17 protein-coding genes and 1 tRNA gene are annotated in these 21540 nt (G+C 62.0%); 12 read left to right on the top strand and 6 right to left on the bottom strand.

From position 1 onward, the window contains the following. Positions 1-29 precede the first annotated feature (29 nt). A complete protein-coding gene (locus tag ACFQL3_RS06585; protein ID WP_377052528.1) occupies positions 30-1028 on the top strand; it encodes a ComEC/Rec2 family competence protein in 999 nt (332 codons plus the stop codon). Beyond that, positions 1028-1306: a DUF3006 domain-containing protein gene (locus tag ACFQL3_RS06590; RefSeq protein ID WP_377052530.1), complete on the top strand. Its 279-nt coding sequence runs from the start codon at positions 1028-1030 to the stop codon at positions 1304-1306. The genes ACFQL3_RS06585 and ACFQL3_RS06590 overlap by 1 nt, the downstream gene beginning before the upstream one ends. Here the strand turns inward: ACFQL3_RS06590 and ACFQL3_RS06595 are convergent. Then, the gene (locus ACFQL3_RS06595; RefSeq protein ID WP_377052532.1) at positions 1303-2037 is read right to left on the bottom strand and encodes an MBL fold metallo-hydrolase; all 735 of its coding nucleotides are present in this window, start codon (positions 2035-2037) and stop codon (positions 1303-1305) included. The genes ACFQL3_RS06590 and ACFQL3_RS06595 overlap by 4 nt on opposite strands. Before the next feature lie 99 nt (positions 2038-2136). Between ACFQL3_RS06595 and ACFQL3_RS06600 the strand changes: the two genes are divergently transcribed. Further along, on the top strand, positions 2137-2715 hold the full coding sequence (locus ACFQL3_RS06600; RefSeq protein WP_377052534.1) for a DUF7504 family protein: 579 nt from the start codon (positions 2137-2139) through the stop codon (positions 2713-2715). A gap of 184 nt (positions 2716-2899) precedes the next feature. Continuing rightward, positions 2900-3037 (top strand): DUF7503 family protein, encoded by a 138-nt coding sequence (locus tag ACFQL3_RS06605; RefSeq protein ID WP_377052536.1) that lies wholly within the window; start codon positions 2900-2902, stop codon positions 3035-3037. Here the strand turns inward: ACFQL3_RS06605 and ACFQL3_RS06610 are convergent. Then, on the bottom strand, positions 3034-5106 hold the full coding sequence (locus ACFQL3_RS06610; protein WP_377052538.1) for a hypothetical protein: 2073 nt from the start codon (positions 5104-5106) through the stop codon (positions 3034-3036). The two genes, ACFQL3_RS06605 and ACFQL3_RS06610, sit on opposite strands and share 4 nt — an antisense overlap. A 117-nt stretch (positions 5107-5223) precedes the next feature. After that, positions 5224-6645, bottom strand: a complete 1422-nt coding sequence (locus ACFQL3_RS06615; RefSeq protein WP_377052540.1) for a sensor histidine kinase — start codon at positions 6643-6645, stop codon at positions 5224-5226. A 237-nt stretch (positions 6646-6882) separates the two neighbouring features. Between ACFQL3_RS06615 and ACFQL3_RS06620 the strand changes: the two genes are divergently transcribed. The 4 genes from ACFQL3_RS06620 (at position 6883) to ACFQL3_RS06635 (ending at position 11149) form a co-directional block, all read left to right on the top strand. Beyond that, on the top strand, positions 6883-7239 hold the full coding sequence (locus tag ACFQL3_RS06620) for an ArsR family transcriptional regulator (RefSeq protein WP_377052542.1): 357 nt from the start codon (positions 6883-6885) through the stop codon (positions 7237-7239). A 50-nt stretch (positions 7240-7289) separates the two neighbouring features. Continuing rightward, complete coding sequence (locus tag ACFQL3_RS06625; protein WP_377052544.1) at positions 7290-10064, top strand: ATP-dependent helicase; 2775 nt, start codon at positions 7290-7292, stop codon at positions 10062-10064. Positions 10065-10103: 39 nt separating this feature from the next. After that, the gene (locus ACFQL3_RS06630; RefSeq protein ID WP_377052546.1) at positions 10104-10742 is read left to right on the top strand and encodes a MinD/ParA family ATP-binding protein; all 639 of its coding nucleotides are present in this window, start codon (positions 10104-10106) and stop codon (positions 10740-10742) included. 71 nt (positions 10743-10813) lie between these two features. Then, positions 10814-11149, top strand: a complete 336-nt coding sequence (locus ACFQL3_RS06635) for a carboxymuconolactone decarboxylase family protein (RefSeq protein ID WP_377052548.1) — start codon at positions 10814-10816, stop codon at positions 11147-11149. Positions 11150-11164: 15 nt separating this feature from the next. On the opposite strand, the gene sucD is transcribed toward ACFQL3_RS06635, so the two are convergent. Continuing rightward, positions 11165-12034: a succinate--CoA ligase subunit alpha gene (sucD, locus tag ACFQL3_RS06640; protein WP_377052550.1), complete on the bottom strand. Its 870-nt coding sequence runs from the start codon at positions 12032-12034 to the stop codon at positions 11165-11167. After that, positions 12031-13248, bottom strand: a complete 1218-nt coding sequence (sucC, locus tag ACFQL3_RS06645; RefSeq protein WP_377057034.1) for an ADP-forming succinate--CoA ligase subunit beta — start codon at positions 13246-13248, stop codon at positions 12031-12033. The genes sucD and sucC overlap by 4 nt, the downstream gene beginning before the upstream one ends. A gap of 284 nt (positions 13249-13532) precedes the next feature. Here sucC and ACFQL3_RS06650 point away from each other — a divergent pair. The 3 genes from ACFQL3_RS06650 to ACFQL3_RS06660 all read left to right on the top strand — a co-directional run bounded on the left by ACFQL3_RS06650 (position 13533) and on the right by ACFQL3_RS06660 (position 18710). Beyond that, positions 13533-13617, top strand: a tRNA-Leu gene (locus ACFQL3_RS06650). Between the two features lie 561 nt (positions 13618-14178). Continuing rightward, a complete protein-coding gene (locus ACFQL3_RS06655) occupies positions 14179-16068 on the top strand; it encodes a DEAD/DEAH box helicase (protein ID WP_377052552.1) in 1890 nt (629 codons plus the stop codon). A gap of 242 nt (positions 16069-16310) precedes the next feature. Continuing rightward, positions 16311-18710 carry a DUF7289 family protein gene (locus ACFQL3_RS06660; RefSeq protein ID WP_377052554.1) on the top strand — a complete coding sequence of 800 codons (2400 nt, stop codon included), beginning with the start codon at positions 16311-16313 and terminating at the stop codon, positions 18708-18710. Here the strand turns inward: ACFQL3_RS06660 and cysS are convergent. Next, the gene (gene cysS / locus ACFQL3_RS06665; protein WP_377052556.1) at positions 18707-20146 is read right to left on the bottom strand and encodes a cysteine--tRNA ligase; all 1440 of its coding nucleotides are present in this window, start codon (positions 20144-20146) and stop codon (positions 18707-18709) included. The genes ACFQL3_RS06660 and cysS overlap by 4 nt on opposite strands. A 99-nt stretch (positions 20147-20245) precedes the next feature. Between cysS and ACFQL3_RS06670 the strand changes: the two genes are divergently transcribed. Then, positions 20246-21139: a DNA-3-methyladenine glycosylase family protein gene (locus ACFQL3_RS06670; RefSeq protein WP_377052558.1), complete on the top strand. Its 894-nt coding sequence runs from the start codon at positions 20246-20248 to the stop codon at positions 21137-21139. Positions 21140-21540 lie beyond the last annotated feature (401 nt).

The following is a 21540-nucleotide window of genomic DNA, read 5'->3' on the forward strand; positions in this document are numbered from 1 at the left end:
TTATGCCCCGATAGCTCCGTTATCAGAGTATGCGCCGTTCGGCTCTACTCGTGCTACTCAGTCTGTTGGTAGTGACCGCTGGCTGTGTCGGCGAAGTGCCACTGGATGCCGCCAGCGAAGAGCCAGAACCGCCACTCGACGACGCCGTCGAGATCCATCATATCGACGTCGGGCAGGCTGATGCCACGCTGATACTCGAACCAGAGGGTGAAACGATGCTGATCGACTCCGGCGACTGGCGACAGGACGGTGAAGCGGTTATCGCGTATCTCGAATCGCAGGACTTCGACCGGATCGACCACCTCGTCGCGACCCACGGCCACGCCGACCACATCGGCGGCCACGAGGCGGTGATCGACCACTTCGAGGAAGAGAAAGACGGCATCGGGCGGGCCTACGACAGCGGCGTTACATCTACCTCCCAGACCTACGAGCGATACCTGGATGCGGTGGAGCGCCACGACGTCGACCTCCGAACCGTCGAGGACGGCGATAGCTTCGAGTTCGGAGCGACGACGGTCGATATCTACAATCCGCCCGCGGGCGACTCCGGATCGGACCTCCACGAGAACAGCGTTGCGCTCTCGATTCGTATCGGCGAGACGAGCTATCTGACGACCGGTGACGCCGAGGGCCACGTCGAGGAGCGCCTCGTCGAGGTACATGGCGAGGCACTCGACGCAGGCATCTATCAGGCGGGCCATCACGGCTCCTCGACCAGTTCGACCGAACCGTTCCTGGACGTCGTCGATCCCGAGGTGGCGGTGATCTCCAGCGCTCAGGAGAGCCAGTACGGCCACCCGCACGACGAAACCCTCGAAGCCTTCGCGGACAGGGGCATCGAGACCTACTGGACCGGCGTCCACGGCGACGTGGTGGTTCGGACCGATGGCGAGGAGACGACGGTCACCACCGAGTACGACGAGACGACCGATCCGGCCGAACTGCTGGATGAAAAGCCCGATGACGAGACCGCCGCCATCGCCGCACCCGGGACTCAAGCGGTTGGCGTCCCTATCGCCGAGTGATGACCGAGACCTACGACGTCGTCCTCGACCGGATCGTCGACGGCGAGCACGCGACGTTACTGCTCGAAGCCGACGACCGCGTCGTCGACGAGTTCGTCATCGACATCGAGCGAGTCCCCGACCCCGGGCGTCACGAGGGGGCGGTGTTCCGGGCAACGGTCGCTGACGATTCTCTCCTCTCACTCTCCTATCGACCCGACGAGACGACGGCGCGCAAAAAGCAGGCTCAGGATCGACTCGATCAGCTCTCTCGACCGCTCTCGGACGACGAGTCCTAGCCGATTCGGACCGTCATGACGTCCTTGGCGAACCGCACGTCGCCGCCGTAATGCTCGCCGATGGCGTCGAGCATCTCCTCGTGACGGCCGTCCGTATGCGGGTACAGATGCGTAAGATAGACCCTGCCGTACTCGTGGCCGGATAGCACCCGCCCTAGCTCAGTCGGTGTCGGGTGGTTGTCGACGTCGACGTCGTCGGGGAACGAGCAGTCGTGGACCAGTACGGCCGATCCGTCGGCGAAGGCCGCAAGCCCCTCGAACGCCTCGGTGTCGCCGCTGAGCGTCAGGCGGTCGTCGAACCGGTAGGCGAGGGTCCGCTTCGAGTGGCGCACCTCCCGAGCGCTCATCTCGAACCCGGCGATATCGTAGTCGCCGTCGGCTATCTCTCGGACGCCGACGTCGATCCTGCCGTCGAGATAGTCGTGGACCTCGAACAGGCCGTCGACCAGCGCCTTCGTCCCGCGCGGACCGACGACCGAGAGGTGTTCCTCGCCAGCGAGCCAGCGGGCCTTCAGTAGCGGCATCAGATCCGCCACGTGATCGAGGTGGTGGTGGGTCAGCAGAACCGTCGAGATAGACTCGTAGCCGACCCCGCTCTGCTGGAGGCGCTGCAAGACCCCCGCACCACAGTCCACGAGCAGCGTACTGTCGTCGGCTCTGAGCACCGTCCCCGCCTGATATCGTTCGCCGGTCGGCATCGCACTGCCAGTGCCGAGAAACGTAACGCGCATGGTAGTAATCCCGTGCCGGCCATCCTAATCGCTTTGGACGTCACGTTCGATCCATCAATTTCACAATGTGTTTATGCGTGGCTTCCAAGTTCCACTCAAATGGCCGAAGACGAGGAACTGACACCGGGAGACTCGGGGCCCGTGGCGGCCGCGGAGGCGGGCACCAGCTCGTTGATACTGACAGCCGGAACCGACGACGATATCGAGTTCACCGAACGGTTCGTAGACGAACGAGCGCCCGAGGATCTGCTCTTGCTCGCAGGATATTCCGAGCGGTCCGACGCAGTCGACCGATTCGCCGATATCACTGTCGACGGCCGCAAACGGCTCCTGACCGCGGGGCAGGATGGCGAGGAACTCACAATCGACGACGCCCTGATCCAGACGCTGGCTGACCCTTACGACCTCAGCACGGTCGGGATCAAGATCAGTTCATTCCTCGACGACGACGGCGGAACGGTTGTCTGTCTCTACTCGCTGACTGCACTGCTCGAAACGGTAGGCGTCGAACGGCTACTCAGGTTCCTTCAGATCCTCACGAACCGCATCGCGGCGGCCGACGCCGTCGGACAGTTCTACCTCGACCGCTCCGAACACGACGACCAGACGATATACATGCTCCAGAGCGTCTTCGAGAATGTCGTCGAGACGGGTATTACCGCCCGTTTCTCGTACTGAGAGTCCTTTCGTTCCTCATCGGCTCTCTCGTCTATTCCCTCGCTTACGGCCTTAAATCGTCGTATGTGCAAGATACAGTGTATTGATAGATACTTTCTCTTATATTGTATATAATCTATTATTTTTACTGTAAGCAAGTTTTAAATATACTTATTTCCATTGGCAATTACCGTTAGCATGTACGATGGAAGACAACAATAGCGGAAAGATGGAAGCGTTCCTCAAGAACCACCCGCGGATGATCGGCGCGCTATTCACGATACTGCTGGCGCTCAGTCAGGTTGGTGGTGCAGCGGCGGCGATGGCTCACACGATTGATTAAGTAACCGAGATTTCGGCTGCTAGCTCAGAACTCCACCGAAGACGTCCATCGAATCTTACTGGTACCTTCTCAAGCCGTAGAAAGTCGAGTAAATCTGCTCTCGAAAGATTGATTGACTCTGTTGTTCCCGAGTTCAGCGTATAATTAGCTACTTGCTCGATATGTGGAGAGAATATCCCCCCCATACCTCCAGATGTCGTTGGGAATCCTCTCAAACAAACGTTGAATTTGTCATCGTCTTTTTGTTCGAGCTGGATAAGTATCGGAGTCCCACTCTCCGCCTGCGTGATTGCCAGACCGCCGTCGCCGATCACGAGGTACTGGCTCCCCACGATGCTCTCGCCTTTCGCAATCTTGAGAGCGGCCCGAAGCGGGAATCCGGAGTTCAGCAGGCGCGAGAGCGTCGACCCGATACGGATCGCACCGGAGTTGACCACGTCACTCAGCGTGACGACGCCACCGATCGCTCCGCCTTCGATCAGTGCCATTCCCTGGTGGTAGGACTGGCAGGCGTTGAGCAGGAACGCGTCGATGCCGATGGTCTCCACGTCGGCGACGTCGAGAAGACCGTCAGTACAGCGGAAGCCGCCGTCCTCGATGTGGCCGATATAGTGGAGGAAGTCCGACGGCTGGGCGAGGACGTCCGCCAGTTCCTCCTTTGTCAGGTCGTGATGCATCGCTACCTCGAATGGGAGATCGGTTCGTGAGCCGTACACGTCGTCGACGACGCCCCGCTCGCGGTCCATCCGATCGTCGTTGCAGACGACCGTGATCGAGATGTCGCCGTCCGATGGGTCGCGGTCGAAGCGGTTTCGGTAGGCTTCCGGCGTCGCCTTGGACAGTCCGACCGGCGTCTCGTCGCCGATCCACGCCTGTTCGACGGCTTCGTCGTCGTCCTCGACCTGTACGTAGGTGGTGTCCGAGGACTGGTTGACGGCGCTTCGGGTGTCGCTCCCGCGAGTGTACGCGCCCATCCCGGAGTCTTCCACGGAGGACCGAGAGACAGTCTGGGGGTCGGCAGTTCGGACTATCGCCAGGTCGTTGATGAGGTACGGTAGCGTCTCGATTGTCTCCGCCGTCGGCGAGACGTGCGTCGTAAGCTTCCAGTCCGGCAGGAGATCCTCGACGGCCGAGTAGGGCACGTCGAGATACGTCGCAAGGCGATCCGCTGGCGACAGTTCGTACAGTCTGCCGAACGGCAGGTCGATCCGGTCTTCCAGGGAGGTGCGTTCCCGGAGCGGCACCGGGTACAGCCCTTCCGTCCGGGTTACACAGTCCAGGAAGAACACCTGCTTGAGGGTGCGGGCGATCCGCTCCTCGTAGGAGTGTGCAGCCACTAGCTCGTGCGTGTAGCCCCCCTCGGTGACGATCTGGGGCTCCTCGCCGGGCCGCATCTCCGCTCCGAGGTAGTACGCGAGCGGGGCCGCGGGGAAGATGTGCCGGTAAGTCGGCGGAACGTGGAGTTCGATACCCGTGTCGGGTGCCGAGAGTTCGTCGGGAATCGAGAGCGTCTCGCCGAGTTCGATCTCGGGTGGGTGGCCGCGGAGCGTGGGCAGGGAGCGCTCCGGCGATATCGTCTTTAGCGACGAACTCAACGCGGTCACCGTTTTCATGATGTCTCGCGGTCGATCCGTCGTCGTGATCGTCCCGGCTGGCTGTTCGTGTTTCGACCGGACGCCGATCGAAACGTCCGTCTGCTCGCCGAAGTCGATCAGTAGTCGCTCGTCATCGGAGGAGAACTCGATAGCGCTCTCGACGCGGATGTATAGCTTGAGCGGGAGAGATAGCTCGATGCTGTACTCGCCGGAGGGGAGGGTTTCGTCCGAGAAGTGTTCGACCTGTGCGACGACCGTTTCGGATTCGTCCCGCACGAGCGTCGCCGGGACAGTCGGGAGGGTTATCCGCTGGCTTCGGAACCCAGCGGCCGCATCGACGGGGAAGCGAAACTGCTCGGTATCGGCCTCGGCGACGCTCACTGGGTCGGGCGTAAACAGCGTGTAGTGGACGCGCTCGATCGGGTCAGCGATCTCCAGACCACCATCTTCGAGGGGGGCGAAATCGATGTTCACCGAACCGAGCACCTCCACTCTACCGGAGACCCACCCATTTGAAGAGGTCTACACAGAGGACTCGAATAAAATTACCGACGGCCCGCTCCGGGCCGTCAACCGCGTAACTCGCCTGTCCTATCGCCGGGATTCCTTCGTTTCCAGGTCGGCCGTGGGTAACGATATTGTCACGACGGTGCCGGCGGTACCGTCGACAGTGACGTCGAGTTGTCCGCCCGAAATCGAGACGATCCAGTTGACGATCCACAGGCCAAGCCCACTGCCATGCTCCAACGGCGTCTCCATATCACCGTTGAGCACCGCTCGTTCCGACGGGGCCAGTCCGGGCCCGTGATCGATCACGTGGATCTCCGTCCACTCACAGCCGGGATCGATCCGCATCTCGACGCCAGCATTCGACTGGGCATGTTCGAGACCGTTCTCGACGAGTTCGGAGAGCACGGTTACTAGCCGTGAATCACCGCTGACCCAGCAGCTATCGGGGGCTACGACATCGATGTCGGCAGACGGGTTTTCTGCACGAGCGTCGCAGCGAACACGCCGGGCGACCTGTACGAGATCGATCGCGGTGGGATCGATGTCGTCCCAAGTCTGGCGCAGCGTACTCGCAGTGTCTCCAAGACCGACGAGGCTGGCTGCTGCTTGCCGGATTGCCGTGCCTGCCTCCTGCGCGTCCGGGTCGTCGACTCCGGACAACAACCGGTCGACGTTACCGAGGATGACGTTCATATTGTTGCGCAGATTATGGCGCAATACACGATTGAGGACCTGTATCTGCTGTTCACGACACTTCTTTCCGGTCACGTCGGTGTACGTAATCCAGAGATCGGACTCGCACTGATCGGCCTCTATCATTCGAACGAGGAAATCCCGCCGGCCGTGTACGGTGTCTCGACGGAGAGCACGTTCTACCGTCTCCCCGGCCAGCGCTCGGTCGACGAGGCGGGAAGTGTACTCCGCCACCGTCTCGGGAACGATGAGTTCGTCGAGGTTCGCGTTCACGAGCACGTCCGCATCGAAGCCGAATTCGGTCGCAAACGCCGAGTTTGCCTGCCTCACGATTCGGCGACCGTCTTCGACGTCGACCGCGAGTGTCGGGTCCGGAATGCAATCGATCCCAACGAGAGCGTGATCCGGCTTCGTCTGACTGTCGCCTGTCCTGGTCATCGTATTGCGGATCCGTGCTTCGAGCGCTTCGGGCACCAATGGCGGTTGAAGCACGTCGTCGATCATCTCCCATACGTCCGTCGGTATCGTGGATGTATCCGTAGTCAGATACAGTATCGACGTCTCGGAGTTGCCCCGCTCCGTCATTTCAGGAACCGGTCCAGGGGAACTACCCGACTCCTCGAGAATCAGCAGATCGAACTCCTCGGGAGATACGGGGGCGCCCTCGATCTCCGTGATCGAGAACGAGGTCGGCACTGCTGTCCGAACCTGGGTTCGGTACTCATCGCTCTGGAGCAGGAGGCCGACTGTTGGCGCATGTGGGGAATGCCGACCGTCTTCGATGGGTTCCACACAACTGTGGTCCGTCATAGTCGGTCCCCGAGGAGCGGGTAGTTGTAGGGCTCTGACATGGCTAAACTGTGGTCCGGTCGTGTTTGGGGGGCATCTGGGGGCAAACACGCCGAGCCACGAATACCCCATCGTACCCTCACAACTTAAAATTGCCGATGGTAATTACCTACAGCATTTGATTACGGCACTTCAACATGGTAGTAAAGGGATGGTTACTTATCGGGGCCGGACTATCTTTACGCAAGGAGAAAAACCGTGAAATTGCGCCAGCCTACAGACTTCCTGATACTCGAAGCACTACACGCATACGGGCGAAACGTGGCGCCTAACCTCTCGCACATCACTGGCAAGAGTCGGAAAAACGTCAACAACCGACTGCCAGTGCTGGAGGATTACAGCCTCGTCGAGAAGATCGGACCGGCCGAACGGTCGGGTCTGTACGAAGTAACCGAACGTGGTCGGGTCGCGCTACGCTGTCGCGACGAGTACGACTCTACCGCCGATTTCGAGGGGCTGATCGACCGGCGTCTGGAAGTGACCGATTCCGCAAGCGCCAGCGCCGCGATGGCTCGTGGCGGAGACGAGCCAAGCAACGACGGCGACGTCGAGTAGTAGGGATCCGGTCCAAACCCACTTGAGCTATCAGCCCTCAGTAGCGGGTAATGGGCTGGAAGGAGGTTCTCTCGGACGTCGGGGACGAGTCTGTCGACAGCAGCGCTGTCGCCGACGGCGAGGTACTGGAACGGCTCGATCCACACGTCCAGGAGTGGTGGATTCGGGAGTTTGGTGAGTACGTCGACGAGAACGCGGGATTCTTCACACCGCCACAAAAAGACGCGATTCCGCTGATCGACGACGACGAGAACACGCTGATCTGCGCGCCGACGGGGAGCGGCAAGACCCTCGCCAGTTTCACGGCAATCATCGACGAACTGTTCGCCCGCGAGCGCGAGGAAGGACTCGAAAACTCCGTTTACTGTCTGTACGTCTCCCCGCTGAAGTCACTCGCCAACGACATTCATCGGAATCTGACCGTCCCGCTCGATGGCATTGCCGATATCGAGCGCGAGCGGAGCGACGGTGAGCCTGCGGCGGCGAACATCCGCCACGCGATCCGACACGGCGACACGAAAGACAGCGAGCGCCAGCGGATGCTCGACGAGACGCCGCACATCCTCAACACGACGCCCGAGACGCTAGCGATTCTGCTTAACTCCCCGAAGTTCCGCGAGAAACTGCGAACCGTCGAGTACGTCGTCGTCGACGAGATCCACGCGCTGGCGGCCGGGAAGCGCGGGACCCACCTGAGCATGAGCCTCGAACGCCTCGACTGGCTAGCCGAGAGCTCTCCGACACGCATCGGCTGTTCCGCGACCATCGATCCCCTCTCGACCGTCGCTGAGTTCCTCGTCGGGCAGGCCGAACCGGGCGGCGATCCGCGGGAGTACGAAATCGTCGACGCCCGCTTCGCCCGCGAGTTCGACATCGAACTGCAGTCGCCGACTGACGACCTGATCCATACCCCGCGTGACGTGATCCAGAGTCGCTTTTACGATCAGCTACACGACCTCATACAGGACCACACCAACACGCTGGTGTTCACGAACACCCGCTCGGGGGCCGAACGCGTCCTCCACAACCTCAGGGAACGGTTCGACGACTACGACGAGGACAACTCCGGCTGTCACCACGGGAGCCTCTCGAAGGGGGAGCGCGAACGCATCGAAGGGGCGCTCAAGGAGGGGTCGCTCGACTTCGTCACGTCGTCGACGAGTCTCGAACTCGGTATCGACATGCCACACGTGGATCTGGTCGTGCAGGTCGGCAGTCCCAAGTCCGTCGCCGCGCTGCTCCAGCGCGTCGGCCGTGCCGGCCATCGCGTCGGTCAGACGGTGACCGGTCGAGTCATCGCGCTCGACCGCGACGAACTCATCGAGTGTGCGGTCATGCTCAAGAAGTCCCAGGAAGGGTTCGTCGACAGCGTCAACATTCCCGAAAAGCCCCAGGACGTCGCCGCCCAGCACGTCTACGGCATGGCGATCAACGAGATCCGTCCCGAGCAGTCGGTGGTCGATACGCTCCGGCGGGCCTACCCCTACCGCGAGTACACCGAAGCCGACTTCGAGCAGTTGGCCAGATATCTCACCGCCGACTACGACGGACTGGAGGAAAAGAACGTCTACGCGAAGATCTGGCGGGATCCGAACGACCCGCCCGAGGGCGAACATCACCACGAGGAGTTCCCCGTCGGGAAGCCGCTGATCGGGAAGCGCGGCCGTCTGGCGCGGGTGATCTACATGACGAACATCGGGACGATTCCCGATTCCTTTAGCTGTGACGTGTACACTCGCGCGAGCGACGAGTGGGTCGGCCAACTGGATGAGACGTATCTCGACACGCTCGAAAAAGGCGACGTGTTCGTCCTCGGCGGCTCGAACTTCGAGTATCAGTACCGCCGCGGGTCGAAAGTCTACGTCGACCGGACGAGCGCCCGGCCTACAGTGCCGTCGTGGTACTCCGAGCGGCTTCCCCTCTCCTACGACCTCGGCAAGGAGGTGCTTCGGTTCCAGCGGGATATCGTCGAGCGCTACGACGATGGTGGTGCCCCAGCAGTCCGCCACTGGCTCCGGGAGTTCCCGCTCGACGACGACAGCGTCCGCGCCGTCGCACGGATCTTCGAGCACCAGATCAGATACGCCGGGACCGAGAGCGTCAGCACGGACGAACGCCTTGCGATCGAAGTCGAGCGCGACCACGACGAGTACGAGCGGAACTTCCACGTCCACTCGAACTACGGCCGGCGGTTCAACGATGGCCTCTCACGACTGCTTGCCTATCGCTGTGCTCAGGAGGCCAACGCCAACGTGACTGTCGCCGTCGCCGACAACGGCTTTACGATCTCGATGCCGCTGAACCGGAAAGTCGATGTCCGGGGCATTCTCGAAGAGACGAATCCGGAGCGAGTCCGCGAACTGTTACGCGCAAGTCTCGACGGCACCGACCTGCTCCAGCGGTATTTCCGGATCAATGCGACGCGCTCGCTGATGATCCTCAAGCGGTACAAGGGCTACGAGAAGTCCGCGAGCGAACAGCAGGTCTCCAGCGAGATGTTGCTCGGGTTCGCCCAGGATCTGGAGGACTTCGCGGTGATCGAAGAGACCTACCGCGAGATCCTCGAGGACAAACTGGATCTGGCGGGCATCGAGACGGTGCTCGGTGCCATCGGAGCGGGCGATATCGACGTCGTCAGCCAGTCGGTCGATTCGCCGACGCCACGGGCGTTCGGGCTAGCGACGCTGTCTGCCAGCGACGTGGTGCTAGCAGAGGACGAGAGCGCCGTCTTGCAGTCGTTCCACGAGCGTGTCATGGCCGAAATCGGCGAGGGAGAGAGCGTGACCGATCGGAGCGGCTACGGGGCCGCCGGCACCGACGAGTAGCACCCGAGGTTTAAATCCGATCCCGACGCCAGAACGGTCGTGATCGCGATCGCAGGCGGGAAAGGCGGCTGTGGAAAGACGACGACTACGGTAGCGCTAGCGCGATCCGTCGCGTCGAGGACGTCGCGTCCCGTCGTCGGCATCGACGCGGACTGGGACATGCCCGACCTCCACTCGCTCGCGCGTGTTGCGCCCTCGCTCTCGGCGACGACGGGGTCGGTTACTGCACCGAACCCAGCCACGCAGATCGATAAACGCGGCGTCACGGTACTCGAAGCCCCGACGGAGCGGGATCACCCCCGCCCGCGCCCGACGTTCGAGCGGATCGGCCGGACGCTCCGGGACGCCACCGCGCGGACGCTGATCGACTGTTCCGCCGGGGCCGGGCGTGACGCGGCGGTGCCCATCGACGTCGCGACTGGCGTCGTGCTCGTCTCGACGGGCGAACCCGCGAGTCTGCGTGACACCGCCAAGACGGCGGCGATGGCACGGGAAGTCGGGACACCGATTCTCGGTGCGGTCCTCACGAGGACGGACTCGGTCCCGAAAGGCACGGCAAGCCTGCTTGGCACTGAGCGGATCGTTGCGGTCCCCGACGCTCGGCGACCGCTGGACTCGCCCGCCGTTAGACGGGTTTATGACCGTCTTCCTGCGCTACTTGATAGCCAAAAGAGATAATCCGGTCCGGCAAGTCCCTTGAGCCTTGCTAACACCGGAATAATATGAACGATGCCAACGAAGGGTACAGTATGGCAGACGACATCGAAGAACCCGAGGAACTACCGTCAGTACCCGGACGACTCGCCGCCGAGCATCCCGAGGTCTGGGATAGCTATGCCGACCTGGGCGAAGCCTGTTCGGACGCCGGGCCGATCGACGGGGAGACGAAGCGCCTCGTCAAACTCGCGCTGGCGGTCGGTGCACAGTCCGAAGGCGCGGTCCACTCGCATGTCCGCCGCGGCCTCGACGAAGATATCGATCCCGAGACGCTGCGTCACGTCGGCGTCCTCGCCATCCCGACGCTTGGCTTCCCGGAGTCGATGGCGGCGCTTAGCTGGATCGAGGATCTGGCGGACGGCGAATAAAAAATACGATCGCTTCTACAGCAGGTCTTCGACGGCGTCAGCGACCTGTTCCGGCGTATCGCCGACCGGAACGCCGGCGTCGTTGAGTGCGTTGATCTTCGACTCTGCGGTACCGGTACCCGAACCGGAGACGATAGCGCCTGCGTGGCCCATTCGCTTGCCCGGCGGCGCGGTACGGCCCGCGATGAAGCCAGCGACCGGCGTATCCATGTTGTCGGCGATGTACTGGGCGGCCTGCTCCTCGTCCTCGCCGCCGATTTCGCCACACATCACGACGACGTCGGTGTCGGGGTCTGCCTCGAACGCTTCGAGGGCGTCGATGAAGTTCGTCCCGATGATCGGATCGCCGCCGATGCCGATGGCGGTCGACTGACCCAGTCCGCGGTCGGTAAGGTTATCGACGACCTGGTAGGTTAGGGTACCCGAGCGCGAGACCAGCCCCACGTTCCCCGACGAGAAGATGTTCCCGGGGAGAATGCCGAGTTTCGACTCGCCCGGCGTGATGATGCCGGGACAGTTCGGGCCTATCAGCCGCGTGTCGGTCTCGGTGAGGCGTTTGTTGACCTTCGCCATGTCCTGAGTCGGAACGCCTTCCGTGATGGCGACCGCCAGATCCAGCGGCGAGTCGAGCGCCTCGAAGATGGCGTCGCCCGCGAACGCCGGCGGCACGAAGATGACCGATGCGTCGGCGTTCTCCTCGCGTGCTGCCGCCTCGACGGTGTCGTAGACCGGGACGCCGTGGACGTCCTGCCCGCCGCGGCCCGGCACTGCGCCGGCGACGACGTTGGTCCCGTACTCCATCATCTGGCCGGCGTGGAACTTCCCTTCGCCGCCGGTGATACCCTGCACGACGACGCGCGTGTCTTCGTCGACTAGAACACTCATGCTTCCACCTCCGTCGCGTACTCGACGGAGCGTTGCACCGCATCCTCCAGCGTCTTCTCGACGGTCACGAGGTCCTCGTTGAGGATCTCCATGCCTTCCTCCCAGTTGGTCCCGGCAAGTCGGACGACGACGGGCTTGGGGATCTCGTCGAACTGTTCGAGTGCGCTGTTGATCCCCTTGGCTACCTCGTCGCCGCGGGTGATCCCGCCGAAGATGTTGAAGACGACCGAATCGACGTTCTCGTCGGAGAAGACCATATCCAGCGCGTTGGCGATCCGCTCAGCCTTCGCACCACCGCCCACGTCGAGGAAGTTGGCGGGTTCGCCGCCGTAGTAGTCGACCAGGTCGAGGGTCGTCATCACGAGACCGGCACCGTTGCCGATGATGCCGACGTTGCCCGACAGGCGAACGTAATCGAAGCCGTACTCGCCGGCTTTGGCTTCCAGTTCGTCGCCGCCAGCGGAGTCGTCCTCCATCTCGGCGAGTTCTGGCTGGCGGAACAGGGCGTCTTCGTCGATGTTCATGACGGCATCGGCCGCGATCACTTCGTCGTCGGCCGTCACCATCAGCGGATTGATCTCAGCCTCTGTGGCGTCGCTATCGGCCCATAGCTGGTAGAGTGTCCGCAGGACTGAGGCGACATCTGTCGCAACCTCGCGGTCGACGCCGGCCTCGAAGACGGCGCGTCGCGCCTTGTAGGGAAACATTCCGAACGAGGGGTCGATATGCTCGCGGACGATGGCGTCGGGGTCCTCCTCGGCGACCTCCTCGATATCGACGCCGCCTTTCGTCGATACCATGGCGACGGGCTTGCCCGCGTTACGATCCATCGTGACGCCCAGATAGAGTTCGTTGACGAAGTCGACTGCGCCCTCGACGAGTACGCTGTCGACGTGGAGGCCCTTCAGATCCATCCCGAGGATCGACTCGGCGGCCTCGCGGGCTTCCTCCTCGCTATCGACGAGTTCGATCCCGCCGGCCTTTCCACGTCCTCCGACCTGAACCTGCGCCTTGATGGCGACCGGATACCCGATCTCTTCGGCGGCAGCGACCGCTTCGTCGACGCTTTTTGCGAGCGTCGACGGCGGTGTCGGAATCCCGGCGTCGGCGAACACCTGCTTCGCCTGATATTCGTGTAGCTTCATTTCTGACTCGTCCCGTACTTTCGGTGAACCCGAGTTAGTAGTGTCGAAACGTGGTGCGGAGGGACACACCGCCAGTCTGGCCGACGGACCGTCGCCGCCTCGATTCGTCCGCTCGCGGTCGACGTCTCGGAGCTGCACGGAGAGCGTCGGTCAGATCGGTTCTCGACGTTTTACGCGAGATCCACTCGAAGCCCGTTCGGCGTCGGAAGTCGATCGAACACCCGGTACTGGGGCCGGAAAATCGAGTGACGAGGGCGCGGTACTTACCGACGTGGTAACCTCTGTCTCTCCGCCCGTAAACGAAAGCCCTTTTATTCACCCGTGGAATAGAACTGAGTGCAGTAAGACAGCGGGCGTGGGTAGCCAAGCTAGGCCAACGGCGCAGCGTTGAGGGCGCTGTCCCGTAGGGGTCCGCCGGTTCAAATCCGGTCCCACGCATCGCATTGGTGGGCATACCCCACCGGAAACGATGCACGGTGCATTCCCCCTGGGACTGCACCCACGCACAACTTCTACCGAAAATAAACACGGAGCAGTAGTGCTGTCCCGCAGGGATCCACCGATGAACGAGCGGTTGTGTTACTCGCGTGTGACTCCAGGGAGCGCAGCGAAACGACGTCGACTAAATCCGGTCCCACGCATCGTCTGCGAACCGTCGGGTTCGCAGGCTCGGAAATCTCGGATTTCCGGTGCATTGGTGGGCATACCCCACCGGAAACGATGCACGGTGCATTCCCCCTGGGACTGCACCCACGCACAACTTCTACCGAAACAACGTTCGAGAGAGCAGTCAGTAGGCGCGTGTTCCGGGTCAATTAGGATTGGGAAGCTACAGCTCCGTGGGCATAGCTCACCGTAGACGCCGGTGGCCGAGGCGCGCTGTATGCGCGCCGACGGGGGAGGGCAGGCGGTGCGTGGCGGGAGAGACTGGGGAGGAACTACTGCGACAGCGAGGCGACGACGAAAGTCGTTTGACCACCGCGACCACTAGAACGGACAGTGACAGACGAGTCCCCGACAGCCGACGGATCGACCGAGGACCCCGAGGCATCCGACGACCCCACCGACCCTGCGCGAACGCTCTCCATGCGAGGCTTTCACGACGCCCTCGAAGGCCTCGGCCGACCGGTCGTGACGGCCAGCGAAGTCGCCCGTCAGAGCGACTGGACCCAGTCCGAAGCGATGGGCGCACTGGAGAACCTCGCCGCGTCCGAGGAGATCCAACACGTCGACGTCGGCACCGATCCCGTGGTCTGGTTCCCCACCGACTGGGGCAAGCTTGCCGACCACGAGCGCGTCGTCCCGTTCCCCAAACGCCGCGAGATCGTCGTCGACCAGCCGACCCAGTTCACCCGGGCACAGCTATCCCAGTTCGCCCATCTCGTCGACGTCTCCGGCGCGGAAGCGTACCGCTACGAGATCAGAAAGGAAGACATCTGGCAAGCGCCATACGAGTCTTTCGAGCGCCTGCTCCGAACCGTCCAGCAGGTGCTTCCCGACCGACTGCCCGAACTGGAGGAGTGGATCGAGGACCAGTGGCGCAGAGCACGCCAGTTCCGGCTGGTGACCCACGAGGACGGCTACACCGTACTCGAAGCCCAGAGCGCCGAGTTGATGGGCAACGTCGCCAGACAGGAACTCGAGGAGGCACAACTTCGCGCGCCCATCTCCGATACCGAAAGTTGGGTCGCCGAGGGCTCGGAGGCGTCGATCAAACGGACGCTTTACGAAGCGGGCTATCCCGTTCAGGACGAGCGCGAACTGGAGGAGGGCGACCCGCTCGATATCTCGCTCGGCCTCGAACTGCGCGGCTACCAGCGCGACTGGGTCAATCGCTTCGTCGACGCGGGATCTGGCGTGCTTGTCGGCCCGCCGGGGAGCGGGAAGACCGTCGCCGCGATGGGGATCATGGAGGCAATCGGCGGGGAGACGCTGATCCTCGTCCCGACCAGAGAGCTAGCGAGCCAGTGGCGCGACGAACTGCTCGCCCGCACCGACCTCACCGCCGAACAGATCGGAGAGTACCACGGCGGTAGCAAGGATATCCGGCCCATTACCATCGCCACCTATCAGACTGCGGGGATGGATCGGCACCGCTCGCTGTTCGACGGCCGACGCTGGGGGCTGATCGTCTACGACGAGGTTCATCACATCCCTGCAGACGTGAGCCGCCGGAGTGCCGACCTCCAGAGTCGCCACCGACTCGGTCTCTCGGCGACGCCGATCCGCGAGGACGAGCGTGAGAAGGACATCTACACGCTGGTCGGCCAGCCGATTGGCACCGACTGGGACGAGCTGTTCGACGCCGGCTACGTCCAGGAGCCAGAAGTCGAGATCCGCTACGTCCCGTGGGACGAGGAGGTCTACCGCTCGGAGTACGCGACCGCCGAGAGCCACGAGAAACGCCAGCTCGCTGCCGGAAATCCCGTGAAGATCGACGAGATCCGGTCGATCCTCGCCGACCACGGGAACTCGAAGACGCTCGTCTTCGCCGACTACATCGATCAGGGCGACGTGCTCTCCGAGGCGCTTTCGGTGCCGTTCATCAGCGGCGAGATGCCACACGCACGCAGGGAGAAGTTGTTCAGCCAGTTCCGCCAGGATGAGCGGGACATCCTGATCGTCTCCCGCGTCGGCGACGAGGGGATCGACCTCCCCGATGCAGATCTGGCGATACTGGCCTCGGGACTCGGTGGCTCCCGACGCCAGGGCTCACAGCGGGCCGGGCGAACGATGCGTCCCGCCGGTAAATCCCGCGTCTACGTCCTGGCGACTCGCGGGACGACCGAGGAGGATTTCGCTCAGCGACAACTGCAGCACCTCCGATCGAAGGGGATTCGGGTCCAAGAAGTCGATAGCGAGCGTGTAAACGACGGACCGATTGAATAGCGTTTTCGCAAGACGTAATCGGATAGTGTTAACCACATTAGGGGCTATTTTTACCAGATAATATTTAATTTTCATACTTCGTTATATTTTAGTAATACAAACCTATATCTTACGAGAAGATGACTTGGGAACGAATATCACACCGGGAAGACCGGGGCATCACTCCTGTGGTGGCGATCATTCTACTGTTCGGGCTCGTCGCGATAAGTGCGATGATCACCATGGTTGCCGGCATGAGTTTGATGGATACGATCGAGACCCAGACCGATATCGAGCGGACACAGCAGAACTTCGACGTGACCTCACAACAGCTACAGCAGGCGGTAATAACTGGCGATCCCCAGGGATTGCCCGATATGGCGGCATCGACCGAGCTACGATCCGGTACGACGACGATAGCGTTCAAGCGGGCGGACGTCGACTTCGACGAGGCGGACTACGATACTGATTGGGAAAAAACGTCCTCTCCGTACGAGATAGATCTCAACTCCGTCCGGTACCAACCTGACGGCGCCAACGAGCAGTTCGTATTTGAAGGGGGTGGACAATGGCGCGTCTCGGGCGACCGGGTCACTGTCCAGTCGGCACCCCAGTTCCAGTTCTCTTACGACGAGACGCTCGGTCTCGATGTCTCGCTCCTGAACGTCGACGACTCCTCGCAATTTTCTGGTGCCGATGTGGTCGCCCGGACTGAGGGGCCCGGATCGAATGCTATCGATGAGTCGAAACTCGCCGACGTTCTTGAGCACGACGGGACCGACGGCGGTGAGGACATCGTGATCGAAATCGAAACCGAATACTACGAAGCATGGGAGGCGGCGCTGGAACGCCACAGCGACCTCGACCACGAGCACATCAACTACTATCATGATCCGGACGAGGATCTGCTTCGCATCGCGATCAAACAGTTAGCGACCGAACGGTCGCCGACATTCAACGTCGACTCCATCGATACCGTCACGGAAACCGTCGAGCACGGAGAGGACCTCGTTGTCGAGGTAACAGTCGGGAATACGGGGACTGCTCCCGGGAGTACGGCAGTCGATATGTCTATCGAGGGAGATGCAATGGAGACCCTCTCGACAGACGAGTTATCGCCGGGCGAGCGGCAGACGATCACTTTCGAGTACGCCTCTAACCCCGGTGGTGGCGGTGCCGATGGCTCGCTAGTCGATGTCGGCGGGATCAGTAATCAGAAACATCAGATTGTCAGCCAGTACGACGAGTACGCCTTCGAGATAGCGACTGACAACGACAGCGGAACCGGGAGTTTCCTGTTTAGCCAGCCCAAAGCGTTCTACCGGATCGAAGCCCACGAGTACGATCCGAGTTCCGGCGTCGTCACCGCGGAGTTCACAAACATAGCGGGCGACATTCAGGAGTACGATGTTACCTTCCTGCTCGAAGGCGAAAGCGCCGACGGCGAAGTCGAAATATCGGAGGAGCGAACGCTTGAAGACCTCTCACAGCGATCCTGGGAGGAGTCGACCTACGAGATAGATATCAACCAGAGCCGACTCCCCTATGGCGAGTATACGTACACGATTGACGTCGCAGACACCAACTTCCCGTCAGCCCACAACAACAATCCGGACGCTAGCATTGCCACCGGAACGTTCGAGCTAAACGCCGGTAACGGCGTCGGTACTGATCCCGGTGAGATCGTCGTTGACGAACCGACCGACGTGAACGTGAGCCTGATCGGGACGGAGATTTCGGCGGAGTGGTACGATCCGTGGGAGGACCACTGGACAAAGCGGTGGGCTGGCGTCACGTCGTCGGCAGTGGTCGGTGACACGCGTTACCGGTTCCTCCCTGATGGCTCCACCCGAGAGATCGATCTCGACGACCCACACACTACCGGGCCGGGAGCGGAGATGGAGGACTTCAATCTGAATACGTTCGGAACGCAAGAGCAAGTGTACGAACTCGAAGAGTCACTCGACGAGGGATCAGTTACGATCGAAGCGACGTACTGGCGGTGTGAGACGTACGAGTACGAAAGCAGCGATACGTACAACTCTCGGAACTACGATCACTACGAGTGTACTGATTTCGGTGATCCGATAACCGTCGACGTCTCTGACGGCGAAATCGACCCCGGTTCCGGGTTCGTAATGACCCGGGATCACCAACGGAACGATCTCCCGAATATCGAAGAAGGCTACGAACGCCAGCGAAGCGTCGCGGAGGTCTTCGATCACGGTACCGACGATGTCGAACTCCAGGAGGACGGACTCCAACTCGGCACAGAAGACTTTGCGTTCATGATGGAGGTGACAATGGATCAGGACGGGTTAGCAGACGAGTACGATCACGCCAGTGGGTACGACGGTGAATACTCCGAGGCGTTCGATTCGGCTGATCCGACACTTGCGAATCAAGCGGCCTGGGATATCGCTGGGGGGTACCGAGACAGATCACAGACGGATACCGGTGACCCCAACTTCAACGACGTGATCGGTCTGGTCGAGGTCGACCCCGGCGAGTCCTACGTCGAGAGTGAAAACCCCCTCGACGAGGACCCGACTATAGACGGCGAACAGCGCGAGGTAGACACCGAGACGAGCGGCGTCAGCGGATCGACCGATGACGGTTCGCGCACCGTCGACGTGGGCGTCGACGAGATCGTAATCGGTTAGAACCGGTACTCGACGCCGTCGTCCGAATCTTCGACAGTGACCCCGAGCGCTTCCAGGTCGTCACGCAGTGCATCGGCCCGCTCGTAGTTTCCTGCTTCGCGTTCGTCCTCGCGGACGTCGAGCACGAGTTCGACCAACTCCTCGGCGAGTCGCACGTTCCCGCCGGTCTCGCCGTCGAACGCGAACCCGAGCGCCTCGCCGCCGAACGTCTCGAACGCCTCGATGGCGTCGGCCAGCCCCTGATAGTCGTAGGTTTCGTGCCCGACGTGTTTGTTTACAGCGCCGGCAATCTCCAGCAGGGCCGCGAGCGCCCTGCGCGAATTGAAGTTGTCGTTCATCGCACGCTCGAACTCCTCGCGGGCGTCCGCTACGGTCGCGCGGAGTTCCTCGTCGACGACTTTCGCCGCGGCGTCGGGACTGTCGGCGGCGTCGACCGCAGTCCGATAGCCCCGCTCGAGTCGCTCCCAGCGCTCGACGGCTTCGTCGAGTGCCGCCTCGCTGTAGGTCTGTCTGCTGTCGAACGCGGCCGACAGCAGAAACATCCGAATGGCGTTCGGGCCGAACTCGCGCACGGCGTTGCGGACGGTAAAGAAGTTCTCCAGACTGGAGGACATCTTCTCGCCCTCGGTTTCGAGCAGATTGACGTGGAGCCAGTAGCGGGCGAACTGCTCGCCGGTGGCGGCCTCGCTCTGGGCGATTTCGTTTTCGTGATGCGGGAAGATCAGGTCCTGTCCGCCGACGTGGATATCGATCGAATCGTCGAGATGGGTCGTGCTCATCGCCGAGCACTCGATGTGCCACCCGGGGCGCCCCTCGCCCCACGGGGACGCCCAGGTCTGTCCACCCGGGTCGGCGTCGTCGGGATGTGCCTCGCCGGCCTTCCAGAGCGCGAAGTCCGCGGGATTGCGCTTCTCGGAGCGTTCGTCAGGATCCCCCTGTGATTCGATCTCGTCGAGATCCTGATTCGAGAGTTTGCCGTACTCGTCGAACGTCGAGATGTCGAAGTAGACTGAACCGTTGGCCTCGTAGGCGTAGCCCCGGTCGAGTAGCGTCTCGACGAGGTCGATGATATCGGGGACGTGCTCGCTCACACGGGGGTAGACGTCCGCACGCTTGAGGTTCAGCGAGCGCATGTCCTCGATGGTCTCGCCGACGAAGTGACGAGCCACCTCGCTCTCGGTGTCGCCGTACTCCTCGTTGACTCGGGCGACGATCTTCTCGTTGACGTCGGTGAAGTTCTCGACGTGGCGGACGTCGTAGCCGAGATACTCCAGCCAGCGGTGCATCACGTCGACGTGGGCCCAGGCGCGGGCGTGACCGAGATGCGGGAGGTCCGAGACCGTCAGTCCACAGTAGTACAGGAGAACGGAGTCGGGGTCCTGTGGCTCGAACGGTTCCGTCTCGCCCGTCAGGGAGTTCGTGACCTGCAGCGTCATCTACCCGGTAGTTCTTCCAGCATGCGCTTGAATCCACCGACTGCCACCGTCCGGGAGGACTCGAAACCCACAAGCCTTCGTCGGCCTACCCTCCCGGTAATGCCCACGGGTGCGATACCGACGGCGTCGCTGGCGGGCGGGATGGATCTTCACCTCACCCTCGAAAGCGGCCAGTCGTATCTCTGGCGGCGCGAGGACGGTCGGATGTACGAGAACGCAACGGAAGGGTCGCCGTGGTACTACACGGTCGTCGACGGCGAAGTCGTCCGGGTTCGCCAGACCGAGTCGGCCATCGAGTGGCACGCCAGCACGGAGGCCGAACCGCTCGTCAGGGAACTGTTGCGCCTCGACGACGACCTCCCCGAAATCTTCGGGGCCGCCCCCGACGAGCAGATACTCGAGGCCGCCTACGAGTACGCCAGGGGACTCCGATTGGTCGCCGACCCGGTCTTTCCGACCCTGATCTCGTTTATTCTCTCCCAGCAGATGCGCGTCGAACGGATTCACTCGATGACGACGACGCTGGCCCGCGAATACGGCGCGGAAGTCGAGTTCGATGGCCAGACGTATCGCGCCTTCCCGACGCCCGAGGAACTCGCCACAGCGTCCGAGAGCGAACTGCGTGACTTCGCTCTGGGCTATCGCGCCCCATACGTCGTCCGAACGGCAGAGATGGTCGCGGACGGCGATGCGCATCCGAACGAGGCTCTCGGACTCTCTTACGAGGACGCCCGCGAGAGCCTCACGCGCTTCGTCGGCGTCGGCGACAAGGTCGCGGACTGCGTCTTGCTGTTCTCGCTGGGCTATCTGGAGGCCGTCCCGCTGGATACCTGGATCCGGACGGCCATCGAGGACCACTTCCCCGACTGCGACTGCGGTAACTACGCCGAGACGTCACGGGCCATTCGCCAGCGCTTCGGCGTCGGTGACGGCGACGACTACGCGGGCTACGTCCAGACGTACGTGTTTCATTACCTGCGAACGCGCGAGTGAGACGCCAGGGCGGGCGAGGTACGGTTCGGCATCGGCCAGCAGTGTGTGCAGGACTGAGACGATTAGCACCTTCCTCCTGCAGGGGACGCCGTGGGCGACGGCTGCGCGGGACCACGACCACATTCTACTACCGTGTCTCGACGATGTCCGGCGACCGACCGGTAGTCACGACCACGTCGCGCTCGCGGGCCCACCCCCCCCGTGTGAGACCCACACATACATTACCGAGGTCGCTCATACCGTCTCATGGATGTCAATAAAATACACTCTTCGTCGGGATACCAACAAGTATTATAAGGGGGTTACTAATCATAAATATGGTTTGGGGACAAGCTTATATAGCTTGGATTCTGTGACTAGCACACGATTCGGTGACCGCCCGCCGGACCCCCACCCGGACT

The sequence above is a fragment of the Natronoarchaeum sp. GCM10025321 genome, assembly GCF_042663585.1.
Lineage (GTDB): Archaea > Halobacteriota > Halobacteria > Halobacteriales > Natronoarchaeaceae > Natranaeroarchaeum.

Excerpts from the sequence above, each read along its gene's own strand:
- ACFQL3_RS06585 (WP_377052528.1), top strand. The coding sequence starts at position 30 with ATGCGCCGTTCGGCTCTACTCGTGCTACTCAGTCTGTTGGTAGTGACC.
- ACFQL3_RS06590 (WP_377052530.1), top strand. The coding sequence starts at position 1,028 with ATGACCGAGACCTACGACGTCGTCCTCGACCGGATCGTCGACGGCGAG.
- ACFQL3_RS06595 (WP_377052532.1), bottom strand. The coding sequence starts at position 2,037 with ATGCGCGTTACGTTTCTCGGCACTGGCAGTGCGATGCCGACCGGCGAA.
- ACFQL3_RS06600 (WP_377052534.1), top strand. The coding sequence starts at position 2,137 with ATGGCCGAAGACGAGGAACTGACACCGGGAGACTCGGGGCCCGTGGCG.
- ACFQL3_RS06605 (WP_377052536.1), top strand. The coding sequence starts at position 2,900 with ATGGAAGACAACAATAGCGGAAAGATGGAAGCGTTCCTCAAGAACCAC.
- ACFQL3_RS06615 (WP_377052540.1), bottom strand. The coding sequence starts at position 6,645 with ATGACGGACCACAGTTGTGTGGAACCCATCGAAGACGGTCGGCATTCC.
- ACFQL3_RS06625 (WP_377052544.1), top strand. The coding sequence starts at position 7,290 with ATGGGCTGGAAGGAGGTTCTCTCGGACGTCGGGGACGAGTCTGTCGAC.
- ACFQL3_RS06635 (WP_377052548.1), top strand. The coding sequence starts at position 10,814 with ATGGCAGACGACATCGAAGAACCCGAGGAACTACCGTCAGTACCCGGA.
- sucD (WP_377052550.1), bottom strand. The coding sequence starts at position 12,034 with ATGAGTGTTCTAGTCGACGAAGACACGCGCGTCGTCGTGCAGGGTATC.
- ACFQL3_RS06660 (WP_377052554.1), top strand. The coding sequence starts at position 16,311 with ATGGATACGATCGAGACCCAGACCGATATCGAGCGGACACAGCAGAAC.
- cysS (WP_377052556.1), bottom strand. The coding sequence starts at position 20,146 with ATGACGCTGCAGGTCACGAACTCCCTGACGGGCGAGACGGAACCGTTC.
- ACFQL3_RS06670 (WP_377052558.1), top strand. The coding sequence starts at position 20,246 with ATGCCCACGGGTGCGATACCGACGGCGTCGCTGGCGGGCGGGATGGAT.